The 20488-nt window shown below is 51.6% G+C and carries 16 protein-coding genes; 11 read left to right on the top strand and 5 right to left on the bottom strand.

Features of this window, described 5'->3' with window-relative positions; translation table 11 throughout:
* Window positions 1-169 precede the first annotated feature (169 nt).
* Window positions 170-1036: an SDR family oxidoreductase gene (locus ACEPST_RS03140; protein ID WP_204121869.1), complete on the top strand. Its 867-nt coding sequence runs from the start codon at window positions 170-172 to the stop codon at window positions 1034-1036.
* Window positions 1037-1396: 360 nt separating this feature from the next.
* The gene (locus ACEPST_RS03135; RefSeq protein ID WP_204121870.1) at window positions 1397-1831 is read left to right on the top strand and encodes an Rrf2 family transcriptional regulator; all 435 of its coding nucleotides are present in this window, start codon (window positions 1397-1399) and stop codon (window positions 1829-1831) included.
* A 238-nt stretch (window positions 1832-2069) separates the two neighbouring features.
* Here ACEPST_RS03135 and ACEPST_RS03130 read toward each other — a convergent pair whose 3' ends face one another.
* Window positions 2070-2366, bottom strand: coding sequence for a hypothetical protein (locus ACEPST_RS03130; protein ID WP_204121871.1), 297 nt, complete (start codon window positions 2364-2366; stop codon window positions 2070-2072).
* Window positions 2367-2897: 531 nt separating this feature from the next.
* Window positions 2898-3260: a winged helix-turn-helix transcriptional regulator gene (locus ACEPST_RS03125; RefSeq protein WP_125764707.1), complete on the bottom strand. Its 363-nt coding sequence runs from the start codon at window positions 3258-3260 to the stop codon at window positions 2898-2900.
* 131 nt (window positions 3261-3391) lie between these two features.
* Between ACEPST_RS03125 and ACEPST_RS03120 the strand changes: the two genes are divergently transcribed.
* Window positions 3392-4597: an MFS transporter gene (locus ACEPST_RS03120; RefSeq protein ID WP_204121872.1), complete on the top strand. Its 1206-nt coding sequence runs from the start codon at window positions 3392-3394 to the stop codon at window positions 4595-4597.
* 318 nt (window positions 4598-4915) lie between these two features.
* A complete protein-coding gene (locus tag ACEPST_RS03115; RefSeq protein ID WP_204121873.1) occupies window positions 4916-7102 on the top strand; it encodes a lectin-like domain-containing protein in 2187 nt (728 codons plus the stop codon).
* 78 nt (window positions 7103-7180) lie between these two features.
* Here the strand turns inward: ACEPST_RS03115 and ACEPST_RS03110 are convergent, their stop codons facing one another.
* The 3 genes from ACEPST_RS03110 to ACEPST_RS03100 form a co-directional block, all read right to left on the bottom strand.
* Window positions 7181-7828 carry a TetR/AcrR family transcriptional regulator gene (locus tag ACEPST_RS03110; RefSeq protein WP_204121874.1) on the bottom strand — a complete coding sequence of 216 codons (648 nt, stop codon included), beginning with the start codon at window positions 7826-7828 and terminating at the stop codon, window positions 7181-7183.
* A 492-nt stretch (window positions 7829-8320) separates the two neighbouring features.
* Window positions 8321-8590, bottom strand: coding sequence for a hypothetical protein (locus ACEPST_RS03105; RefSeq protein WP_125764715.1), 270 nt, complete (start codon window positions 8588-8590; stop codon window positions 8321-8323).
* 202 nt (window positions 8591-8792) lie between these two features.
* Window positions 8793-9743, bottom strand: coding sequence for an aldo/keto reductase (locus ACEPST_RS03100; RefSeq protein WP_203642244.1), 951 nt, complete (start codon window positions 9741-9743; stop codon window positions 8793-8795).
* Between the two features lie 806 nt (window positions 9744-10549).
* Here ACEPST_RS03100 and ACEPST_RS03095 point away from each other — a divergent pair.
* The 7 genes from ACEPST_RS03095 to ACEPST_RS03065 all read left to right on the top strand — a co-directional run bounded on the left by ACEPST_RS03095 (window position 10550) and on the right by ACEPST_RS03065 (window position 20156).
* Window positions 10550-11308 (top strand): ABC transporter ATP-binding protein, encoded by a 759-nt coding sequence (locus ACEPST_RS03095; RefSeq protein WP_204121875.1) that lies wholly within the window; start codon window positions 10550-10552, stop codon window positions 11306-11308.
* 11 nt (window positions 11309-11319) lie between these two features.
* Window positions 11320-13134: an FtsX-like permease family protein gene (locus ACEPST_RS03090; protein ID WP_204121876.1), complete on the top strand. Its 1815-nt coding sequence runs from the start codon at window positions 11320-11322 to the stop codon at window positions 13132-13134.
* 36 nt (window positions 13135-13170) lie between these two features.
* Window positions 13171-13539, top strand: a complete 369-nt coding sequence (locus tag ACEPST_RS03085; protein WP_204121877.1) for a GntR family transcriptional regulator — start codon at window positions 13171-13173, stop codon at window positions 13537-13539.
* A 253-nt stretch (window positions 13540-13792) separates the two neighbouring features.
* On the top strand, window positions 13793-14197 hold the full coding sequence (locus ACEPST_RS03080) for an iron-sulfur cluster biosynthesis family protein (RefSeq protein WP_204121878.1): 405 nt from the start codon (window positions 13793-13795) through the stop codon (window positions 14195-14197).
* Between the two features lie 145 nt (window positions 14198-14342).
* Window positions 14343-15701: a collagen binding domain-containing protein gene (locus ACEPST_RS03075; protein WP_204121879.1), complete on the top strand. Its 1359-nt coding sequence runs from the start codon at window positions 14343-14345 to the stop codon at window positions 15699-15701.
* Window positions 15702-15876: 175 nt separating this feature from the next.
* On the top strand, window positions 15877-17670 hold the full coding sequence (locus ACEPST_RS03070) for a heavy metal translocating P-type ATPase (protein ID WP_204121880.1): 1794 nt from the start codon (window positions 15877-15879) through the stop codon (window positions 17668-17670).
* Between the two features lie 950 nt (window positions 17671-18620).
* Window positions 18621-20156, top strand: coding sequence for a multicopper oxidase family protein (locus ACEPST_RS03065; protein ID WP_203642237.1), 1536 nt, complete (start codon window positions 18621-18623; stop codon window positions 20154-20156).
* Window positions 20157-20488: the final 332 nt, after the last annotated feature.

Raw genomic sequence — 20488 nt, 5'->3', positions numbered from 1 at the left:
TTACTCACTCCTTGTTTATATTGATTTTAGGGTTAATACCTAACCCTTATTATAGTCTCTTTCGTGTTGGAAAGCGCTTAATATGCTGAGACCTGAGACTAAATGTTTGACGTCAAAACGAAATGGTGTAACATTTAAAGTAACATCAAAAAGAAATGAGGAATGAACCATGACAAAGTATGTGATTACCGGGGCCACCGGCCATTTAGGCAGCCAAATTGTGACCGAATTAGCTAAGCGGGTTGCCGCTGACACAATCACTTTGGGTGTCCACACGCCAGCGAAGGCCGCTGCGTTTGCCCAACAGGGGATGACGGTTTTACCGTTGGATTATCGTGACCAAGCCAGTATTGCCGCCAGTCTTCAGGACGCCGATGTCGCTATTTACGTGCCCAGCAAGACCCATACGAGTTTTAGCCGGGTGACTGAGTTTGAAAATGTGATTACTGCGGCTGAGACGGCTCAGGTCAAGCACTTACTGGTCATGGGCTTCATTGCGGACCAAGCGGACAATCCGTTTGACCTGTCCGCGTTCTACGGGTACGTGCCGCGGCGGTTAGCCTCATCCAGCCTGTCCTACACCATTTTACGGAATGCCCTGTACGCCGACCCACTGGTGCCTTATTTACCAGAATTAATTGAACGCCACAACGTCATCTATCCCATGGGCGATGCATCGCTGAGCTTCATCAGTTTAGCAGACAGCGCCGCAGCCTTCGCAGAGGTCGCCGTTACGCCAAGTCTGTGGACGCAACCCATGTACACACTGACACAGGAACGGTCTTACACCATGCCGGCCTTGGGCCAAGTCTTAAGCCAAGTATCAAATGAAACCATCGGCTATGCACCAGTAACGCTCAAACAATTTGAAGAGATGTACAATGAGGGCAACGAAGGGCACATGCTGGCCTCCATGTACGCCGGTGGGGCCAAGGGGTTGCTGGCCACGGTCACGGACGATTACCGCAAAATCATGGGCCACCCAGCCCAAAGCCTGCCAGATTTCTTGGCTACTAGCCTTGCGAACGAAAACTAAATCGGTATAATTGTCGTTATAATAATACTGGTAAATGGTAAGTGCTTTTTGTTCTAAGAATGACTAAAAATGGTGAAGTAAAATTGCCAAATCGGGTTTAAACCAACATGAGCCGTGAAATCGGAAACATTGGCGTCCGCCCCAGCGTTCCGAATCATTTTTGCCGACCGGTAAGGCGTTGTTAGGCTAAGCCAATAAGTGGCGAAATGGTTGCATGAAACTTAAAATGGACGTTAGACATATATGGGTGATTAATTAATATCCAAGCTTATTGTCTAGGTAAAATAACTGATGGGCGAGCCAATCCATTTACGCGCCCCATCAATAAGTGCCGAGAAAATCCAGAAGGAGGGCTTGTTCGTGCGTTATTCGCATAAATTGAGTGATGCTGTTCATATTTTGGCATACATTGATATTTGTCATGATGGCGATTTATCCAGTGCGGCCATCGCATCCAGCGTGGAGTCCAATCCCGCTCTGGTACGGCGGTTGATGGGCGCACTAAGGCGGGGCGGCCTGTTAGCCACCCAACAGGGGTCCGCGACGCCTAAGTTAGCCCGCGACCCGGCTGAAATTAATTTGCTAGACGTCTATCGCGCCGTGGAAGACGACGGCAATCTGTTACACGTAGACGATAAAACGAATCCGCACTGCATCGTGGGTGGCAACATCCAGGATACGCTGCGAGTGGCCTACGCGGAGGTCCAAGCGGCCGCGGAAGCGCAGATGAAAGAAGTCACGCTGGCCCGGCTGATTGGCGACATCCTGACCCGGGAACGACAAAAAAAGCAATAAACACAAACGAACCCGACTGGCGCAATCTACCAGTCGGGTTTGTTGTCTATTCTGTTGGGGGGGTGAACCACGGTTAAGGTCGCGGTTCAATTGGGGAAACTCACCTGAGGGATGGTGAGTCGTTTTTGAGGGGTCGGTTAGTGTTTGGAGGAGGCTAACCGGTTAAGGGGGGGAATTGGGGTAGTCGTGCGCGTCAGTGTTTGGGGGAAGCTGGCCGTAGCGGACTAATCAAGCAAAATTATTTGAGTTGGCTGTCGTGGTGTTGTTGATTCAGGGTCAGTGCGCTGGCATCAACGGCCGTTTGGACTTGGCTCGAAATTTGGCTGGACGTCACGTGCTTGTGAAGCTTGATGGTCATGGGTTGAATCGCGGGTTGTGCCTGTTGTTTCAAACTGATGGATGTTTCCGCAACGGCGGGCGCGGGGGTTGACACCTGGGTGGTCGCCGCGGAAGCCCCGGCGGACGTTGCCATCAGAGTCGTCACGGTCATGGCACCTAACATTACTTTACTCATCATTGATTTAATTTTACTCATATTACTCACTCCTCAGGTTTGTTGGTTTGGCGTATCGCTTTCGATGTATTAGTTATACCATCCGGGACGCCCAATCATCTTGAGGGCGGGATAAGCTTAACCTGTGAATTTCTTAGAATCGATTTAGAAAGTGTTGAGAAATGAGTGTAAATACTGGTGTATCAAGGTTCTAATGGTTGAAAAAGCACACAAAATTAGTCTGAAATTGACCAAATTTTGTGTGCTTTTTATTTTTTGTTGCGGTTAATTTGAGTTCAATGATCTGAATATTGAAACGATTATATTGAAAACGTAATCGGCCATGCAGCCGGGGGACGTTCGGGGCTAAGCGGATGTAAGCCGAGAGGGCAGAGAAAATGGACTCAGCCGTGGGAATCCTCTTAGCGGTTCACCGCTTAGAGAATTGGTACCTTTGAGACGTGTCTTACGGCTCAAAGTAAGCCCGAAGACCGCTCTATGGCTTCGGGCGTCCGCCCACAGCGTCCCGGTCCATTTTCTCTGCCCGGTAAGGCGGACAATATCCGCTCAGCCCTAAACGTCGTCGCGGCTGAGAAGGGTGATCTCTTCGCCCGCAGCCTCACGCCGGTCGATATTGTCCTCGCCCCAAACGCACAGCTCGTGAAGAATTCCCGACAGCGATTCGCCGTAGTCGGTCAATGAATACTCAACCTTGGGCGGCACCTGCTTGTAAACGTGGCGGGCAACGATGTCCGCATTTTCCAATTCCCGTAGCTGTTGCGTCAACATCTTTTGCGAAATCTGCGGAATGGCGCGAGCAAGTTCGCTGGTGCGCATGGTTTGATGGCGGAGATGGCACAGGATAATGGACTTCCATTTGCCACCGATGATCTCCATCGTGGCTTCGACGCCAATATGATAAGTTTTTGTGGGCATGTCAAACGGTCTCCTGTCTAATAGTTACCTTTTGGTAGGTAGGGCACTTTAAAGTCGGTTCTTGTTCTCCGGTTGCTAACCAGTATAATCATTATTTATTACGTTAGCAAACGAAAAACGAGGAGGTCATTATGACTAAGAAAATTTCACCAGCCATGACGTTATTGGCACTGGCTATCAGCGCATTCGCCATTGGCTCAACCGAATTTATCAGCGTGGGGTTGATGCCCCTGCTGATTCAAAGTTTCCACATTAGTATCGCCCAAGCTGGGTTAACGGTGTCCGTTTACGCGTTGGGCATCATGGTCGGGGCACCATTGATGACGCTCCTGACCGGCCAAATTAACCGGCACACGTTGATGATCATTATCATGTTGTTATTTATCTTAGGTAATTTAGTCGCCGCCTTTGCACCGGCCTTCATCGTTCTCTTAGCGGGACGGGTGATTGCGGCCTTGGCGCACGGCATCTTCATGACCGTCGCTTCCGTAATCGCGGCGGACGTGGTGGCGCCTTCTAAACGGGCGTCGGCAATCGCCGTGATGTTTACCGGTTTGACGGTGGCTACGGTGACCGGTGTGCCGCTGGGAACCATGATCGGCCAATTAGGTGGCTGGCGCTGGTCCTTCATCTTCATCAGTGCCATTGGGTTGATTGGCTTGGTGGCCGACTACGTGTTGGTGCCACGCAACCTGCCATTGCCAAGTAAGGCGACGGCTCGGGGGATTCTCCGCGTGCTGGGCAATCCACAAATTTTAGTCGCCCTGTTAGTGACGGCCTTAGGTTATGGCGGCACATTCGTGGCTTATACCTACCTTTCCCCACTCTTGGAACAGAAAATGGGGTGGTCGGCTGGTGCCGTCGTGATCATTCTGGTCGTGTACGGCTTGATGGTGGCCATTGGCAATACCTTAGGTGGCCGCTGGGCCAACGCGAAGCCACTGGCAGCGCTGCTGAAAATGTTTACCGGCTTGTTCGTGACGTTATTAGTCTTGACGTTTACCGCTAATAACCAATGGTTGGGCTTGCTGACCGTGTTAGTGATGGGCTTCTTTGCCTTCATGAACGTGCCCGGCCTGCAGCTGTACATTGTTCAGCTAGCAGAAAAGCAAACGCCGAATGACATTACCATGGCCTCGGCCCTCAACATTTCCGCGTTCAACGTGGGGATTGCGTTGGGTTCCGGTATCGGTGGTCAGGTCACGAGCCAATTTGGGTTAGGCTGGACGCCATTGTTCGGTGCCGGCATGGTGGCCTTGAGTATCGGCTTAACGCTGTTACTAATCCGGTTAGCCCGGCCAGTTAAGCGACTGATTCACAAGTTTAACGAATACTAAAAAATAAGCAAAACAATTAAAGCCAGCGCCAATCTTGTGGGATAAGATGGGTGCTGGCTTTTTTTGCGCGTACTGCTGGCGAAATAACCCAGGGAAAATTGGCGCTGTTATTAGCTGTGGCGCTAAAGAATTAAACCGCCAAATTTATAATGGCAGTCGCGAAGAAGCTAGCGTGAAACTGTTTTTATAAGTGACGTTATATTTAAATAATTATAAAAGTTAACATTGATTGTCATGAACTATCTCATCCTGTATAATCCAAATTATGTTGGTTAATAGGCTTATATTTATTTTGAATCGGACGAGGGGGAGGATGACATGAAACGGTGGTTGATGGGGATGGTAGTGGGGTTAAGCCTACTATTTCCGACGATAAGTGGTCAGGCCAATGCGGACTTGGACCACGCGTTGGCAACGGCGCCACAGGGAGTGCCGTTGGATAATTTATTTTCGATGGCGGGGTCGGATAACTTTACCAAGCTGATTGATTCACCCTTGGTGCCATCCTCAATTGCTCAGATTACGGTGGATAATCCAGATAATAGATTCGTCCAAGCTGGGGCTATCTGGTCCAAGACGGGACTGGCACGGATGAACAATCAGTTTAATATGAATGCGGATGAGCATATCGCGTTGTGGCTGTATTTTGGAGATAAAGGTCAGAACGCTGGATCCGGCATGGCCTTTGTTTTGCAAAACTCGGAGAGGGAAAGCCGGGCAGTTGCGGGGGCTGGTCAATCCTTAGGCGTGTGGGGGAATAATCGGAACGGCCTCGGAGTTGATTTAGTTGTCCAAACAGCTATTCAGAACAGTTGGGCACTGGAATTTGATAGCCATGTAAATAAGAATGATGCCGATAGAGACACCAGCAAGCCCACCAATAATCCCTCATTTTACGGAAAGAATGATGGATTTGATCTTGAAAAACCTGTCAATTCTGGGATGCACATTGCCAGTGGTTATCCGGGAGAGGCTGAAACCTATCATCAATTTGGGAGTGCTAATCGCGCCTACTTCAGTATGAATCACAAGCAACCCAAGATGGTGACGAACTTTGCGGATGGTCAGTGGCATCATTTGACCTTAGACTGGCAAGCTGATAAAAAACAAATGACCTATCACTACAATGATTGTGATCCGGTGACCGGGATGGCACGGCGTGGGGCAGATGTCGTGCAGGATACGGTGGCTGTTGATCCTAGCAAGTTAGGTGCGACAGCAGAAAATGGGAATGTTTACTGGGGAATTACCGGGTCGACCAGTGGCTATAAGAGTGAAAACGCCCTGGCAATGGTTGACAGTTCCGACAGTTTAGGAAATATCATCCCGCACGCCACGCTTTACAATTTGACGACCAAACAGCCGGTCCCGGCTGGTGGTCGGGTGGCCGTGGGCGACCAGGTGCGATACCAATATCAATTTGATTATGATGCTGCGACCAGCAATCAGGATATTCAGCCGTTGACGATGAACCTGCCATTGCCACAACCATTGACCTGGACGGCAGGTGGGGTCAGTTATGATCAGGATGCCATCAGTGAACCATTTAGTCTGGCTGAATTAAATCAACCTGAGATTAAAAAAAACTGGAAGGAAACGTTAGATAAAAGCCGCAACCGGGTGACCGTTTCAGCGACTGGAACAGTCCCAGTGGTAAGTCATGAAACGACTGTTCCGGCCGTGACGGCGCGCTTTTACGGCCCCAACTACCAAACGCAGTTGCCGTTACCCAGCTATCGAATCCAGGCAGGCGTGCAACTGAAGCTGGCCAATTTAGGTGATGCCACGCAGCAGTTGGGTCATCACGAAAATGCGACGGTGCGGGTTCAGTTGACCAACAACGGCGAACCCTTTGCGGTGGACGAGTTGGCGGGGTATCGATTACGGGCCAAACTGAATGGCCAGACCGTCTCTATGACTGATTTAGCGGGTCAATTAGTCGCGGGACAACCAGTCGGCACGGCGCAACTAACCGTGAAATCGGGACTCCTCAAGCCGGGGGACAATCAATTAACTTTGCAGGCAGAAGATAAGGCGGATGCACAGGTCCATTCCAATGAAATTCAGGTTACTTTGACGCGGGGACCCGGAATATTAGGATTTACGGAGGTATCCCCCGAAGCAGACTTTGCGACCACGACCTTGACTGGAACGGCGCAACACATTCAACGCAAGCCGGGGTGGCGGCTAACCGTCTTGGATGAACGGGGACCGCAGCGGCGGTGGAAATTATTCGTGCAACAGCAGACGCCGTTCCGGACTGCTTCTGGCCAGCTATTACGGGGTCATGTGATTTTCATGCGAGGTCATGAAGAACAGCCGGTGGGTGATCAGAGCCAGGCCGCGGTGCTGGTTGCGGAGAAGACGACGGCGAGTGACTCGGAACAGACCAGTGTCAGTGGGAGTTGGCAGGCGGACCAAGGGCCCCACATGCTGGTGAATAGTGATACGCTCGCTGGCAAATACCAAGGGGTGCTGGAATGGCGCCTCCAAGACGCGCCTTAATCCCGGCGAAACGAAAATTGCGTATGAAAAAAGGTTCCTGCCCATGGCAAGAACCCATAAAACTGGAAGACTCAATGACTAGGGCTGTAAAACTTTTTCCAGTTCGGCGACTAAATAGCCGGCTTCAACGTTATCGTCCCACGCCCGATTGGGGAAGAGGACGTATCGATCCAGGACGTAGCCGACAACGACGGCAATCATGTAACGAAAAATTTCGTTAAATGGCCAGTCGATGATGATTTTGTTTTTTTGTAACAACAAAATGGTGTCTTTAAACGCGGCAATCAATTCTTGCCGAGCGGTCTCAATGAATTCGGTCCGCAACGTTTCGTTGTAAAGCAACTCACTGAAGAAAACCTTGATGGCATCCTGGTTATTCGCCGCGAACGCCATGCGGTTACGGACGAAGAAGTCCAGAAACTCATGGAGATTGGCAGCCGGGTGCGTCAACGTTTCGCGCTTGAACTCGGCTTCGACGTCGGGGATGATTTCATGAATGATGGGTTCCAGGGCCGCCCGCAAGATGTTGGCCTTGGATTTAAAATGTTTAAACATGGTCCCTTCGGACTGGTGCGCGGCCTCAGCAATCTGGCGCGTACTCGTATTGGCATAACCCTGTTCGGCAAAAAGACGGATGCTGGCAATCAGCACGTCCTTTTGTTTTTGCGTCAGGTCTTCGTTGGCCTGAATGACATCAGGGAATTCGTCCAAAATTTTCTTTGACATGAAAATACCACCTTTGGTTGAGTCAAATTTGTTTACGGATTAAATAGGTCGTTGTCAGGGCCTCCGGGCTGGTGAAAATGGGCGCCGTCGTATCCGTTCCCGCCGTCGAGCTCAAGGTGCCCTGCTGTGGGGTCGGTTCCAGCCGAAGGGCGGGCTTCCACCTCAACTTTGAGCCTGAGAAACGGTCTCAAAGGTTGTCCCGTGGACTAGGCTGGCCTCTGGTCACTCCTACGATTGGCCCATTTTCACCAGCCCTGCAGCTAACGGGTGATTTAATCGGTAATGTACCGTCATAATTGATAAAGTCACCTGTTGGTTAGGCTACATGGAAAAGCCAAGCCCCACAGTAGCTAACCTTGCCCCCGCGGCCGGGAACGGAACCGATAACACCAGTTTAACCCGTTGCAATCAGGAATACTAGAGCAAAAGAGCCGGTCTGTCTGTGTCCAGGACAGTCCGGCTCTTTGTGTCGTCAGGGGTGAAACGGAAAATCTAAGCGTTGTGGGTTGACCCGACTTTGCGGTAAGCCAGGACTAACTGGATGATGGCTAGGACCACGTTGACCCAGTTAACTGCTGTGAACCAGCCGACCAGAACGGCCACGCTAGCAGCACCGTAGAATACCCAGAAGCCTAGGATGATCGCAATCACGTTGATCCAACCGAACCATTTCATCAACTCCTGGTTATCCGTTGCAAAGCAAGTCCAAACACCGTTAACAACTAACCAAATAGCAAGAATCCAAAAAATAGTGGTAAACATGATTATAATCCCCTTTCCAAATCTTCGAGTGAGTACTTACTCGCCCTCAAGAACAACTTCAGTTTACCACCATTTTTTAAAATGACAACCCTTTTTGCCAAAAATTTTTGGCAATGAAAAAGGCGACGCTGAATCCCCTAGAGTACCAGGGATGGCGTCGTCTTTCTCAGTTGAAATTACATTTGCGGGTTTAAAAATAAGTTTATGGCAGGTAGTTACCAGCAGCGAAGTAGATGTCGTACCATTCCTGCTTCGTCAAGTTCACGTCGGCACCGGCCGCGCTATCCTTGATGTGGTCAGGGTTCATGGTTCCCAGCAAGACTTGAATGTTGGCTGGGTGCCGGAGAATCCAGGCCGTGGCGATACCATTCTTGGAAACGCCATACTTGTCAGCGAGTTCTTGGAGCTTGGCGTTCAGTTCAGGATACTTAGGATCGTTGATGAACATGCCTTCGAACAGACCGTATTGGAAAGGTGACCAGGCTTGAATCGTGACGTGCTTACGCCGTGAAAATTCAAGCAAGCCGCCGTCAGTTACGGCCGGGGCGTCGTCCATGTTGACGCGCAGACCTTCCGTTACCATTTGGGCGTGAGCGGCACCAAATTGCAGTTGGTTGAACATCAGCTTCTGGTCAACGGCTTCTTGAACCATCAGGTATTGTTGCACGTTGAAGTTGGAAACCCCAAAGTGGCGAACCTTGCCTGCCCGTTGCAGGGTGTTGAAGGCGTCCGCAATTTCTGCGGGGTCCATCAGTGGATCTGGCCGGTGAAGTAAGAAGGCGTCCAGGTAATCCAGCCCCATCCGTTCCAAAATGCCATCGACAGAATCCAACAAATGTTGCTTGGAGAAGTCGTAACGTTGGCCAAAGACTAAGCCATCATGGCTGCGACTTTGATCCAACACGATACCACCCTTGGATTGGATGTAGAAATCATCGCGGGAGAGGCCGGACTTAGCCAGCGCTTCCTTGAAGATTTTTTCGGATTGACCATCGCCATAAATATCAGCGGAGTCAATGTAGGTAATGCCAGCTTCGTGCGCAGCTTGTAAAGCTTTAACGGCATCGTCAACGGAGAGCGTCGACATGCGCATGATTCCCAGGGCAACAGCTGACGCTTGCCAGTCGGTCCCGCCTAATTGCAGTTGTTTCATCGGAAAAAACTCCTTTAATTGTAGAATAAAAGCTTACAGGTACTAGTGTACACGACTTTTACCAAAAATTCGCGTGAGAGCCTTCCAGCACTTGGTTGCGGGTGGACACTTGTCTTTGCTTTTCGCCTCCGGGCTGGTGAAAATGGGCCGTGGCGCGTCCGTTCCCGGCGGCGCGCTCAAGGCGCCCTGCTATGGGGCCGGTTCCAGCCTGAGGGGCGGGCTTCCACCTCAACTTTGAGCCGAAGAGCGGTCTCAAAGGTTGTCCCATGCTCTAAATAGAGAAAATCGCTCTATTAAGACCATCGACACAGCCGGGTACCTTGGCGCGCCTCTGGTCACTCCCACGACTGGCACATTTTCACCAGCCCTGCGGCTAAGACTAGTTTAGTCCGCACGAGTGTGGTGGCTCTTGGCTAATTTTTTGCAGATTAGTTGGTGGTTTCTTTAACATTAACCAAGCGGTCGCCGGAAATTGTTTCTGCATTAAATTCTGTCGCAGTTGTGGACCAGTGTAGCCGGAGGAGGCCAGGACGGAGCCAGCTGTGGCGACGGTGTTGGCTGGGGTTCTTTCCCAGCCTACAGCGTGGGACAATCTTTGAGACACCGGGTCTTGTGGCTCAAAGTTGAGGTGGAAGCCCGCTTCACAGGCTGGAACCGGCCCCATAGCAGGCGGAGCTCCTGGCAGCCGCAGGCGACCCAGTCCCGACAATCACGTTTCTAAATTTAATGTTGACAATTTCCCAAGAACCGTTATAGTTAATTACACAAGTAACTAACCAACAGACTAATGAGTGGGGGAACTTAACATGACAACAAACACAGTGGTCAGCGTCAGTGGCCTAGAAAAAACATATGGCAAAGCAAACGAACGGCAGTACACCGCCTTGAAAGGCTTGAACTTCACCGTTGATTCCGGGGAATTCGTTGGCATCATGGGGGCATCTGGCTCCGGGAAGACAACGCTGCTGAACATGCTGTCCACGCTGGACACGCCAACCAAGGGGGACGTGGTGGTCAATGGCCATGACGTCACTCAGATGCGTGGCAACCAGCTCGCTGATTTTCGGGCACAGGAAGTCGGCTTCATTTTCCAAGACTTCAACTTGCTGGAAAGCTTAACGGCTGAAGAAAATATCGGCCTACCATTGGCCTTGAAAGGCACGCCTTCCAAGGTGATGGACCAGGCGATTCACGAGGTGGCCGAGACGCTGTCGATTGCGGACCTGCTGCAGAAATACCCCGCTGAACTCTCTGGGGGTCAGAAGCAACGGGTCGCCGCTGCCCGGGCCATCGTTCACCATCCCGCCATTTTAATGGGGGATGAACCGACCGGGGCGTTGGATTCGACCAGCGCGCGGGAATTGTTGGATCTGTTGACGACCATCAACGAACAACAAAAGATGTCCGTCCTCTTGGTGACCCACGATCCGTTCTCCGCTAGCTTCTGCCAACGTATCCTGTTCATCAAGGACGGGCAGATTGGCTCTGAGTTACGCCGCGGCGACCAGGACCGGAGTACCTTTTATCAAGGGATTTTGAACGAATTAGGCACGTTTAACGAGTAGGGGGACGCACGATGTTAGGAAAATTAGCTTTAGCCGGGATTAAGAACCGGCGGCGAGACTATCTGGTCTTGCTGGCAGGCCTGACCATGTCGGCCGCCATCTTTTACATGTTCGCCAACCTGGCAACGAACCAGGCCTTTCTGAAGGCCAACGCCGCCATCTCTTCTGCCAACGTGATTTTTGGCTTCGGGGCGGTCCTGTTGATCCTGATCACCGTGGTCTACATCATGTATGCCAACAGTTTCCTGCTGAGCATGCGGCAACACGACTACGGGCTGTTCATGATGCTCGGGGCCACGCGCAAACGAGTCGGGGAACTCGTCTTCCTGGAAACGTTGATTCTGGGAACCGTTGCGACGGCGATTGGGTTGGTCTTGGGATTATTGATGAGCAAATTCTTAGTGGGCTTCCTGCTAAATATGTTGGGGCTACACCTGAGCCATTTGACGGCGGTCTACGTACCAGCCATCGTGGCTACCGGCGTGCTCTACGTGGGGTTGTTCATTCTGGCGTCCCTGTTTAACCTGATCAAGCTGACACGGACCACCGTGTTGAAATTGTTACACAGTGATGAATTGGCCAACCAGCCGAAGGTCAAGCCGTTGCGGCAAATGGTCCAAGGCGTGCTGGGCATCGGCTTCCTGGCTGCCGGCTACTGGGCCTTGGCTGACATCAAGGCACTGCAGTTATTAGCGATTCCAATTGGCTTGGTGACGATTACGTTGGGGACCTACCTGTTATTCCGGGCAACCATTTTAATGGTAATTCGGGCGTTACGGCACACGGGTTGGGCTAAGAAACACTTGAACGGTTTCCTATTAGGCCAGTTAAACTTCCGGGTCCACAATTACACGCGGATGTTGACGATTGTGTCATTGCTCTTTGCCATGGCCCTGGGCGCGATTACCGTCGGCTCCGGGTATCACCGCCAATTGCCGATGATGGCCGAGAAGATTGGCACGTACACGGTTGCCGTGCATGATAAAACGGCGCGCGAGCAGAAATTAATCGACCAGTTACACATTGCCCATCAGGCGACCTACACGCAAAAACGCCAGGGCAAGACGGTGTACTACAACGCCAGTGAATTGGCGGCAACACCCGTTGAACTGCGGGCGCACAGCAATTCTGGCAACATGAATGACCAGAAGCTGTACACGGAATCCTTGACGAAATTCAAGAAGTCCGGCATCAGTGATTTAGACTTTCTCAGTTTAGCCTTGGGCAAGGTGGGCGCCTACGCACCGAAGATCTTGACGGCTAAGCAGTTTGCGAAACAATCCGGGAAGGTGGTCACGGTCACCACGGTGCGGGTCAAGAACCTGCAACAGGACCTCCCAGCGCTGAAGAAACTGAACAAGCTGGAAACGGCGCGCTTCAGCCAACCGGGTACCATGACGGTCGGCAATTACCAGAACTATGAAATGATGTTGGCCTTCTTCGGGGGACTGGAATTCATTGGGTACTTCTTGGGAATCGCGTTCCTGGCCATGCTGGCGTCCTGCCTGATGTTTAAGATTCTCTCTGGGGCCCCCGGCGACCAACGTCGTTACCGGATGCTGTACAAGGTCGGCGTGCGTCAAAGCTTGATGCGCCACGGCATTGCAAAAGAAATTGGGATTTTATTCCTGATTCCTGGTATCATGGGAGTAATCGATGTTTTGTTCGGGCTACAAATGTTTAAGCCACTGATGGCCGCGCCGATGAGTCCCTATCTGGGAATTGGCAGTACCTTCCTGATCTTTATCGGGCTGTACGCCATTTATTACCTCATCACGCTGGCCCTGTACTGGCGCATCGTGTTGCCACAAGCACCGAACGACTAGTGACGAAATGCACGTCAAAAGAATGTGGGAAATTGTATGAATTTTAACTTTGATAGTCCGGAACCGATTTACCTGCAGGTGGCCGAGCAGATGGAAGACGCCATCTTTACCGGCATTTACCAGGCAGGCGAACAGGTCCCGTCGACGACTGAAATGTCCAAAGAATTTCATATCAATCCGGCGACTGCCTTGAAGGGCATGAACCGCCTAGTAACGGCGGGGATGATTGAAAAACGCCGGGGGCTGGGGATGTTTGTCACGCCGGTAGCTGAGAGCATGATCCGTGAGAAGCGCCGGTCAGAGTTCTCGGAACGCTACGTGGCGGGTTTCACCAGCGAGGCCAAGAAGCTCAACCTGTCGGAAGACGAGTTGATTGCCATGGTCAAACGGAGTTTTGAAAGTTAATGTCCTAACCGTAAAAGTCGTCAACTGCCGCGTTCATCGGTGGTTGGCGATTTTTTGGTTTGCGTAGGTATCAATGACTTTCCAAATTGACACTGCCTATTTGTAAGCAAAATCGTTTACTTTCAGGCGAACTGGGTGTATAAATGGTTGTGCACAATGAAATTGCTTTGACAAAACAAGCACCTACCGCTGGGAATAGATAATCCCAGAAACACAATCATTTTAACCACGACCTGGAAAGAAGGATTTAATGATGAAAATGATAATTAAAGATGCGGCCAAGACGTATTTAGCCGACAACGTTCAGCCGGAGACAGTGCTCTTATTAACGCTGGATGATGGGTCCAATCAGTACTCCACGTTGGGTGGAAGCTGTGCCATTGGCGACAAGTTCCAGTTCGTGGCCTTGACCCAGCCGGACCCCAAGTACAGCATTCCCGTTGAAAACGATGCCGGTCTAAATCTGTGGACCAATGCCGACACGGAACTGTACCTGAACAACGGCTTGATTCTGGACCGCGTCTTCAACCAACTTTCCTTACGCGATGACACGGGAATCCTCGACAGTGCCGTTGGGATGATCACCTACACGGCCGAAGAAAAATCCGACTTAGATTTGAAGAAAGAAATGCAAACGTTAGGCACCCGAATCTGCTAGGGGCCGGGGCGCTCTCGAGAGTTACTTTCGGGGGCGCTTTTTGAATGCAACCTATCATTTAAGGCAACCTGGCTAGGGACTATTGCCAAGTGTCCGGTGAGGCGCGTATACTCAAACTACGTAAAAGTTATGGGAGGGGATTTTTTTGAGTAAGAACAGTAAAGCTTGGCGACTACTAATTGGACTGCTTAGTTTAGTCTTTGTGTTAGTTGTCAGCCAGACTGCGACACCAGCCAAGGCGGCCACACACAACGGGGCTGATTTTACCACCGCGGCTAGTGTCACGAACGGACCAGACTTCAAACACGCCGATACCGTTGACATTCAGTACAAACTGAACTTTGGCGACACACCAATACATAGTGGGGACACCATCACCCTGGACTTTCCTGAGAATTTAAAGGGGAAGAATCCGGGAGACACCTTTGACGTGAAGGATGAAACTGGAAAGGTCATTGGGACCGCCGTCGTGTCCGACACGGGCGTGGTCATCACCATGAACGACGCGCTTGAGGGCAAGACGAATGCAAAATTAACGTTGAATCTGGCCACCAAGTACCGTTACGATGATTCCGGTGAGAAGGACGTTGTTTTCCCATTGGAGAATAACGGCAGCAGTACCTCGCAAATCAACATCGTTGAAAACGACGCCAACATGTCCAAGAAGGGGGTCCTGCAAGACGATGGGACCATCAAGTGGACGATTTTAGTTGACCGGCGTGAAATTGAAATGAAGAACCTGGACATCAAAGACACGATTGGTGATAACCAAGAATTAATCAAGGGTGTCACCGTCAGCAATGCCCACTGGAACACCAACACGAGCTATACTCGTGAAAAGCCAGCCATGACGGAAGGCACGGACTACGATGTGACCTACACGGACAAGGGTTTTGATTTAAAATTTAACAATACCGTGAACAATCTGGTTACGATTGATTACTACACCAAGGTGACCGATCCTTCACTGATTCATTCCGGCTACAAGTTCCGCAACAATGCCGTGATGACCTGGGGTGGCGGTACTTCCGGTGGAAAGAATTCGGAAGAAGCCAACGGTAAAGTCTCCTCTTCTACGGGGAATAGCGGTTCCGGGAGCGGTGACGTGAACGAAACTGACGAAGAGGAAGAGGACGAAGACACTGGGACCATTGATGTCGATGGTGGTACCGAAACGGACAAGGAAGAAGAAGCCCGCGAGCAAGAGGAAAAGGAAGCAGAAGAGAAGGAAGAAGCAGCCAAAGAAGTTGCTAAAGCCAAGAAGAAAGCTGCTGCTAAAAAGGCCGCTGCTAAGAAAGCTGCCACAGCTAAAGCCGCTGCCAAGCCAGCAGTGTCTAAGGCGACCGCAACACAGACGCCAGGCACGACAACGACCCTGCACCATGCTAGTGCCAACACCAAGTTACCTCAAACCAAGGATGCTAATGGCAATATTGCCAGCCTCCTCGGTGCAACGGTCTTCTTGGCAACGCTTGGCGGTGCCGTGATTCGCCGACATTTCTAAGTTAACTGGGTCATTGATGTGAGACTTGCCGTTGGGCGGGTCTCACTTTTTTGTTGCGGTCAACGGTTGACCGTTCAGTTAGTTCAGCGGTCGAAAGACTGACTCGTCAAGTGTGGCAAAAGTCACAAGCTCTGCTATACTCAAGTTACAAACAAATCAATGGGGAGGGGATTTTATGCAACAACTACGTCAGTACAAACAATTCTGGTTCGTTATCATTCTAGGGGTCATTGCGTTATGGCTCCAATTTGTGAATCACCAGGCGGGTTATGCACAAATTCTGATTACCGGATTGGGTATTTTGCTGGCTTTAATGATGTTCGTTGAAATGGTTAAGACGTTGCGGTCAGGAAAATTCGGGGTGGACCTGCTCGCGATTACGGCGGTTGTTGCCACGCTGGCGGTTGGCGAATACTGGGCGGCCTTGATTGTCCTCCTGATGCTGACCGGGGGTGACGCGCTGGAAGATTTTGCCGCGCGGCGAGCCAACAGTGAGCTGCAGGAACTCCTTAACAATTCGCCCCAGTCTGCGCACAAGGCGGATGGCGACATGATTACGGACGTTGCCATCCAGACAGTCGTCGTGGGTGACCGGTTGCTGGTCAAGCCCGGCGAAGTCATGCCAGTCGATGGGACGCTAGAGACGGGTCCAACCACGGTCAACGAATCCTCACTGACCGGTGAAGCCCGTCCCATTGATAAACAGGCCGGTGACACCGTCATGTCCGGGAGTGTTAACGGGGAGGCCTCGGTCTATCTGATTGCTGACCAGACCGCCGACAACAGTCAGTACCAAAACATTGTACGGTTGGTTAAGCAAGCCGAATCACAACCAGCCAAATTCGTGCGGATGGCCGATCGTTATGCCGTGCCGTTTACCTTGCTGGCTTACGTGATTGCTGGGATTGCCTGGTACCTGTCTGGCGACCCAGTCCGGTTGGCGGAAGTGTTGGTTGTCGCCTCACCATGTCCCCTGATTCTGGCGGCGCCGATTGCTCTGATTTCGGGGATGAGCCGGGCTAGCCGAAACGGAATCATCGTCAAGACGGGGACTACGCTGGAAAAATTAGCGCAGGTCAAAACGTTTGCGTTTGATAAGACGGGGACCATCACCCAAGGGAAATTGGTGGTCGATAAGGTCGTGCCGGTGACGGCCGTTCCAACTGAAACACTCCTGCAACTGGCAGCGAGTGCGGAACAACATTCGGGTCACGTGCTGGCGCAATCCTTAGTGGCCGCGAACACCGAACCGCTTCTGGTGGCGACGGACGTGAAGGAAACCACGGCACAGGGGGTCGTCGCTACCATCAACGGCCAAGTTGTCCGGGCCGGGAAGGCGTCCTTTGTGACCGATGAACCCGTTAAGAAGCCGGACCAAACGGCGGTTTATGTCTCCGCCGCCGGGGTCTATCAGGGCTACGTGAGCTTCAGTGATCAGGTCCGGCCGGAAGCAGCCCAGACCATGAATGACTTGCATCACCTGGGCGTCGGCAACCTCCTCATGATTTCCGGGGACCGCGAACCGATTGCCAAACAGATTGCGGGTGAGGTCGGGATCGACCAAATTCACGTCGAGTGTTTGCCAGCGGATAAGATTCAGGTGCTGGCGGACCTACCCGCGGAACACCGGCCGGTTGCCATGGTCGGTGACGGTATCAACGATGCGCCATCCCTGGCGACCGCCGATGTCGGCATTGCCATGGGCGCACATGGGGCCACTGCGGCCAGTGAATCCGCGGACGCGGTTGTCCTGAAGGATGACTTGACGCGGGTCAGCACGGCCCGGGCGATTGCCCATGATACCATGCGAGTCGCGAAACAAGCCGTGATGATTGGGATTATCATCTGTACGGTCCTGATGCTGATTGCTAGTTTCGGGGTCATTCCAGCCATCATTGGGGCGGTGTTCCAGGAAGTGGTGGATACGGTCACCATCCTCTACGCCCTCCGCGCCCGGACTGACCGGTAAGTGGTTGCCGCCTGCGGTGAGTAGCTATTCCAGCCCGTGGGGCACGACTGAAGCCAAAAAGCGGTCTTCAGCCTCGCCCGTAAGCCTCACTAAAAACGTGAGTCTTACGGACGTCCCATGCTGTAAGGTCGAAGAAACCGACCTAACACCATCGACACGGGATTCCATAGCTACTCACCTTCGGCTACCATTACCGTTCAGCCGTCTGTTCCAGTTGTCTGACTCGACGTAGCAATGTCTAGGGTGTAAGGCCGAGAAACGCTCGGTCTAACGCCATTTTCACGGGTAAGCAGACTTAACCACCTCCGGCTAACGTTCCGGGTCAGTCGTTTGTTCCAGTTGTTGATTAGGGTTGTTGAAATTAGAATTTCAGAGATACCGACTTAACACCATCGACACGGGATTCCATAGCTACTCACCTTCGGCTACCATTACCGTTCAGCCGTCTGTTCCAGTTGTCTGACTCGACGTAGCAATGTCTAGGGTGTAAGGCCGAGAAACGCTCGGTCTAACGCCATTTTCACGGGTAAGCAGACTTAACCACCTCCGGCTAACGTTCCGGGTCAGTCGTTTGTTCCAGTTGTTGATTAGGGTTGTTGAAATTAGAATTTCAGAGATACCGACTTAACACCATCGACACGGGATTCCATAGCTACTCACCTTCGGCTACCATTACCGTTCAGCCGCTTGTTCCAGCTGGCTTAGTTGTGAAAAATTGATAGATTAGGTGGCTGACGGGATTGTCTGCGCCTTTGAAAATTGTTTTGCGTAAATAGATTAATAGGGTAATGAGGCATCTAGACGGAACTGGTCTGGGTGCTTTTTCATTTGCCGACCGATTCTCGGGGTGGAACAGATGCGTTCGTGAGCGGAGACTTTTTCTTCTTTCGTGAATGCGGTATCATTGAGGCAGATACATCTGCTTAAATAATCGAAGAGGAGTCCGAAAAATGACAAAATCAATCCATACTGATTATTTCTTTGATGAAACAGCTTATAACACGCATGATGGGGGCTATGTGCCACTAGAGGAACCCGATGTGCCACAACAACCATTGCGGGTGCCACCTCTTTTGAAGCCGGATAAGGAAACCCCGACGGATACTTATTACACGGTCGTTGCGCAGACCGGTGAAACCCAGTTGTTGCCTGGTAAGAAGACCAAGACCTGGGGCTACAATGGCTCCTTACTGGGTCAAACGGTTGTCTTTGCCAAGGGCAAGACCATGCATATTGATTTGAAAAATGAATTGCCTGAACTAACCACGTTCCACTGGCACGGGTTGAACGTTCCAGGCCCTTATACCGATGGCGGTTGCCACGCCCCCGTTTATCCCGGGAAGACCCGCCACATTGATTTCAAGGTTGACCAACCAGCCGCCACGTTGTGGTTACACGCTCATCCGTGCCCATCAACGGCGGAACAAGTTTGGCACGGCCTGGCTGGCCTAGCACTGGTCACGGATGAAACGGAAGCTAAGTTGCCGTTCCCACACAATTATGGGGTCGATGACATTCCGTTGGTTTTGCAGGACCGCCGTTTCCACGAAGATAATCAGTGGGATTACGAAGCCGACTACGATCCAGATGGCGTTCAGGGCCCAACAGCCATGATCAACGGGACCATCAATCCTTACTTTGATGTCACCACGCAACGGCTACGCTTACGAATCCTAGACGGCGCCAACCGGCGTGAATGGCGGTTACACTTTAGCGATGACCTACCATTTACGCAAATTGCTTCCGATGGTGGTGTGATGCCAGAACCCGTTGAATTCACCCACTTGATGTTGACCTGTGCGGAACGGGCCGAAATCATTGTCGACTTTGGCAAGGTGACCCCGGGCCACACCGTCACGTTGTACAGCGATGATGTGCCGTTGGTTCGTTTCCGGGTCCACGATTTTGAAACGGACGACACCCAGTTGCCAGACCACCTGGTCGACATTCCAAATCCAGACGTGACGCCTGATACGCCAGTCCGCAAGGTCGTCATGTCCGGGATGGATGAAGCCGTTATGATGGATGGCAAGAAATTTGAAATGCAACGGATCGACGCCCGGCAAAAGGTCGGCAACGTTGAGCTTTGGGACGTCACCAACACCAACGACATGGACGCTGGCATGGTTCACCCGTTCCACATGCACGGGACCCAGTTCCTAGTGCTGTCACGGAACGGCCATGAACCATACGCCAACGAACATGGGCTGAAGGATACGGTCGGCGTCAACCCAGGCGAAACGGTTCGAATCAAGGTTTGGTTCGAACACACCGGGGTCTACATGTATCATTGTCACATCATCGAACACGAAGATGGTGGGATGATGGCGCAAATTGAGGCTTACGACCCAGACCATCCACAGACGTACAAGCTGATGGATATGGACACGTTAATGAATGCGGTCGCAGAAGAACGCGGGATTGACGTGAAGGACTTGAAGCTGCCTGGGATGAGTTCTTATGAGAAAATGGGTATGAAGATGTAGAGAGTGCGGAGCGAGCCGTTTAGGTTCCGAGCATTAGAGGAATAAGGTGTTCTGTTCGGCAAGGCCGAGCAGGACACCTTATTTTTCTAAGCGGAAGAACCTGGCTCGCGTAGCACGTTTCGGAGGCCGCAAGTTTCCGGATAGATTGGCGAGAGCAAAATTAACGGGTTCAGATAGCGTAATCAGCAAAAACAACGTCGATCAGGAGCTCTTTCTTTTGCTAGGCGCAGGAGTCTGGTTCGCGTAGCACGTTTCGGATAAGAGTGGTACGCAGGGCGGTTAGCTGGCGAGCATTAACGGCATTAAGTGAATGACCCCGGGCCTGGGTCGTT

The organism is Levilactobacillus sp. FUA 3915 (assembly GCF_044053135.1).
Classification (GTDB): Bacteria; Bacillota; Bacilli; order Lactobacillales; family Lactobacillaceae; genus Levilactobacillus; species Levilactobacillus lanxiensis.
This window is presented reverse-complemented; position numbering and strand designations above follow the sequence as displayed.

Coding starts and splice junctions, on each gene's coding strand:
- ACEPST_RS03115 (WP_204121873.1), top strand. CDS start 4,916: ATGAAACGGTGGTTGATGGGGATGGTAGTGGGGTTAAGCCTACTATTT.
- ACEPST_RS03140 (WP_204121869.1), top strand. CDS start 170: ATGACAAAGTATGTGATTACCGGGGCCACCGGCCATTTAGGCAGCCAA.
- ACEPST_RS03130 (WP_204121871.1), bottom strand. CDS start 2,366: ATGAGTAAAATTAAATCAATGATGAGTAAAGTAATGTTAGGTGCCATG.
- ACEPST_RS03125 (WP_125764707.1), bottom strand. CDS start 3,260: ATGCCCACAAAAACTTATCATATTGGCGTCGAAGCCACGATGGAGATC.
- ACEPST_RS03120 (WP_204121872.1), top strand. CDS start 3,392: ATGACTAAGAAAATTTCACCAGCCATGACGTTATTGGCACTGGCTATC.
- ACEPST_RS03100 (WP_203642244.1), bottom strand. CDS start 9,743: ATGAAACAACTGCAATTAGGCGGGACCGACTGGCAAGCGTCAGCTGTT.
- ACEPST_RS03070 (WP_204121880.1), top strand. CDS start 15,877: ATGCAACAACTACGTCAGTACAAACAATTCTGGTTCGTTATCATTCTA.
- ACEPST_RS03110 (WP_204121874.1), bottom strand. CDS start 7,828: ATGTCAAAGAAAATTTTGGACGAATTCCCTGATGTCATTCAGGCCAAC.
- ACEPST_RS03080 (WP_204121878.1), top strand. CDS start 13,793: ATGAAAATGATAATTAAAGATGCGGCCAAGACGTATTTAGCCGACAAC.
- ACEPST_RS03095 (WP_204121875.1), top strand. CDS start 10,550: ATGACAACAAACACAGTGGTCAGCGTCAGTGGCCTAGAAAAAACATAT.
- ACEPST_RS03085 (WP_204121877.1), top strand. CDS start 13,171: ATGAATTTTAACTTTGATAGTCCGGAACCGATTTACCTGCAGGTGGCC.
- ACEPST_RS03105 (WP_125764715.1), bottom strand. CDS start 8,590: ATGTTTACCACTATTTTTTGGATTCTTGCTATTTGGTTAGTTGTTAAC.
- ACEPST_RS03065 (WP_203642237.1), top strand. CDS start 18,621: ATGACAAAATCAATCCATACTGATTATTTCTTTGATGAAACAGCTTAT.
- ACEPST_RS03090 (WP_204121876.1), top strand. CDS start 11,320: ATGTTAGGAAAATTAGCTTTAGCCGGGATTAAGAACCGGCGGCGAGAC.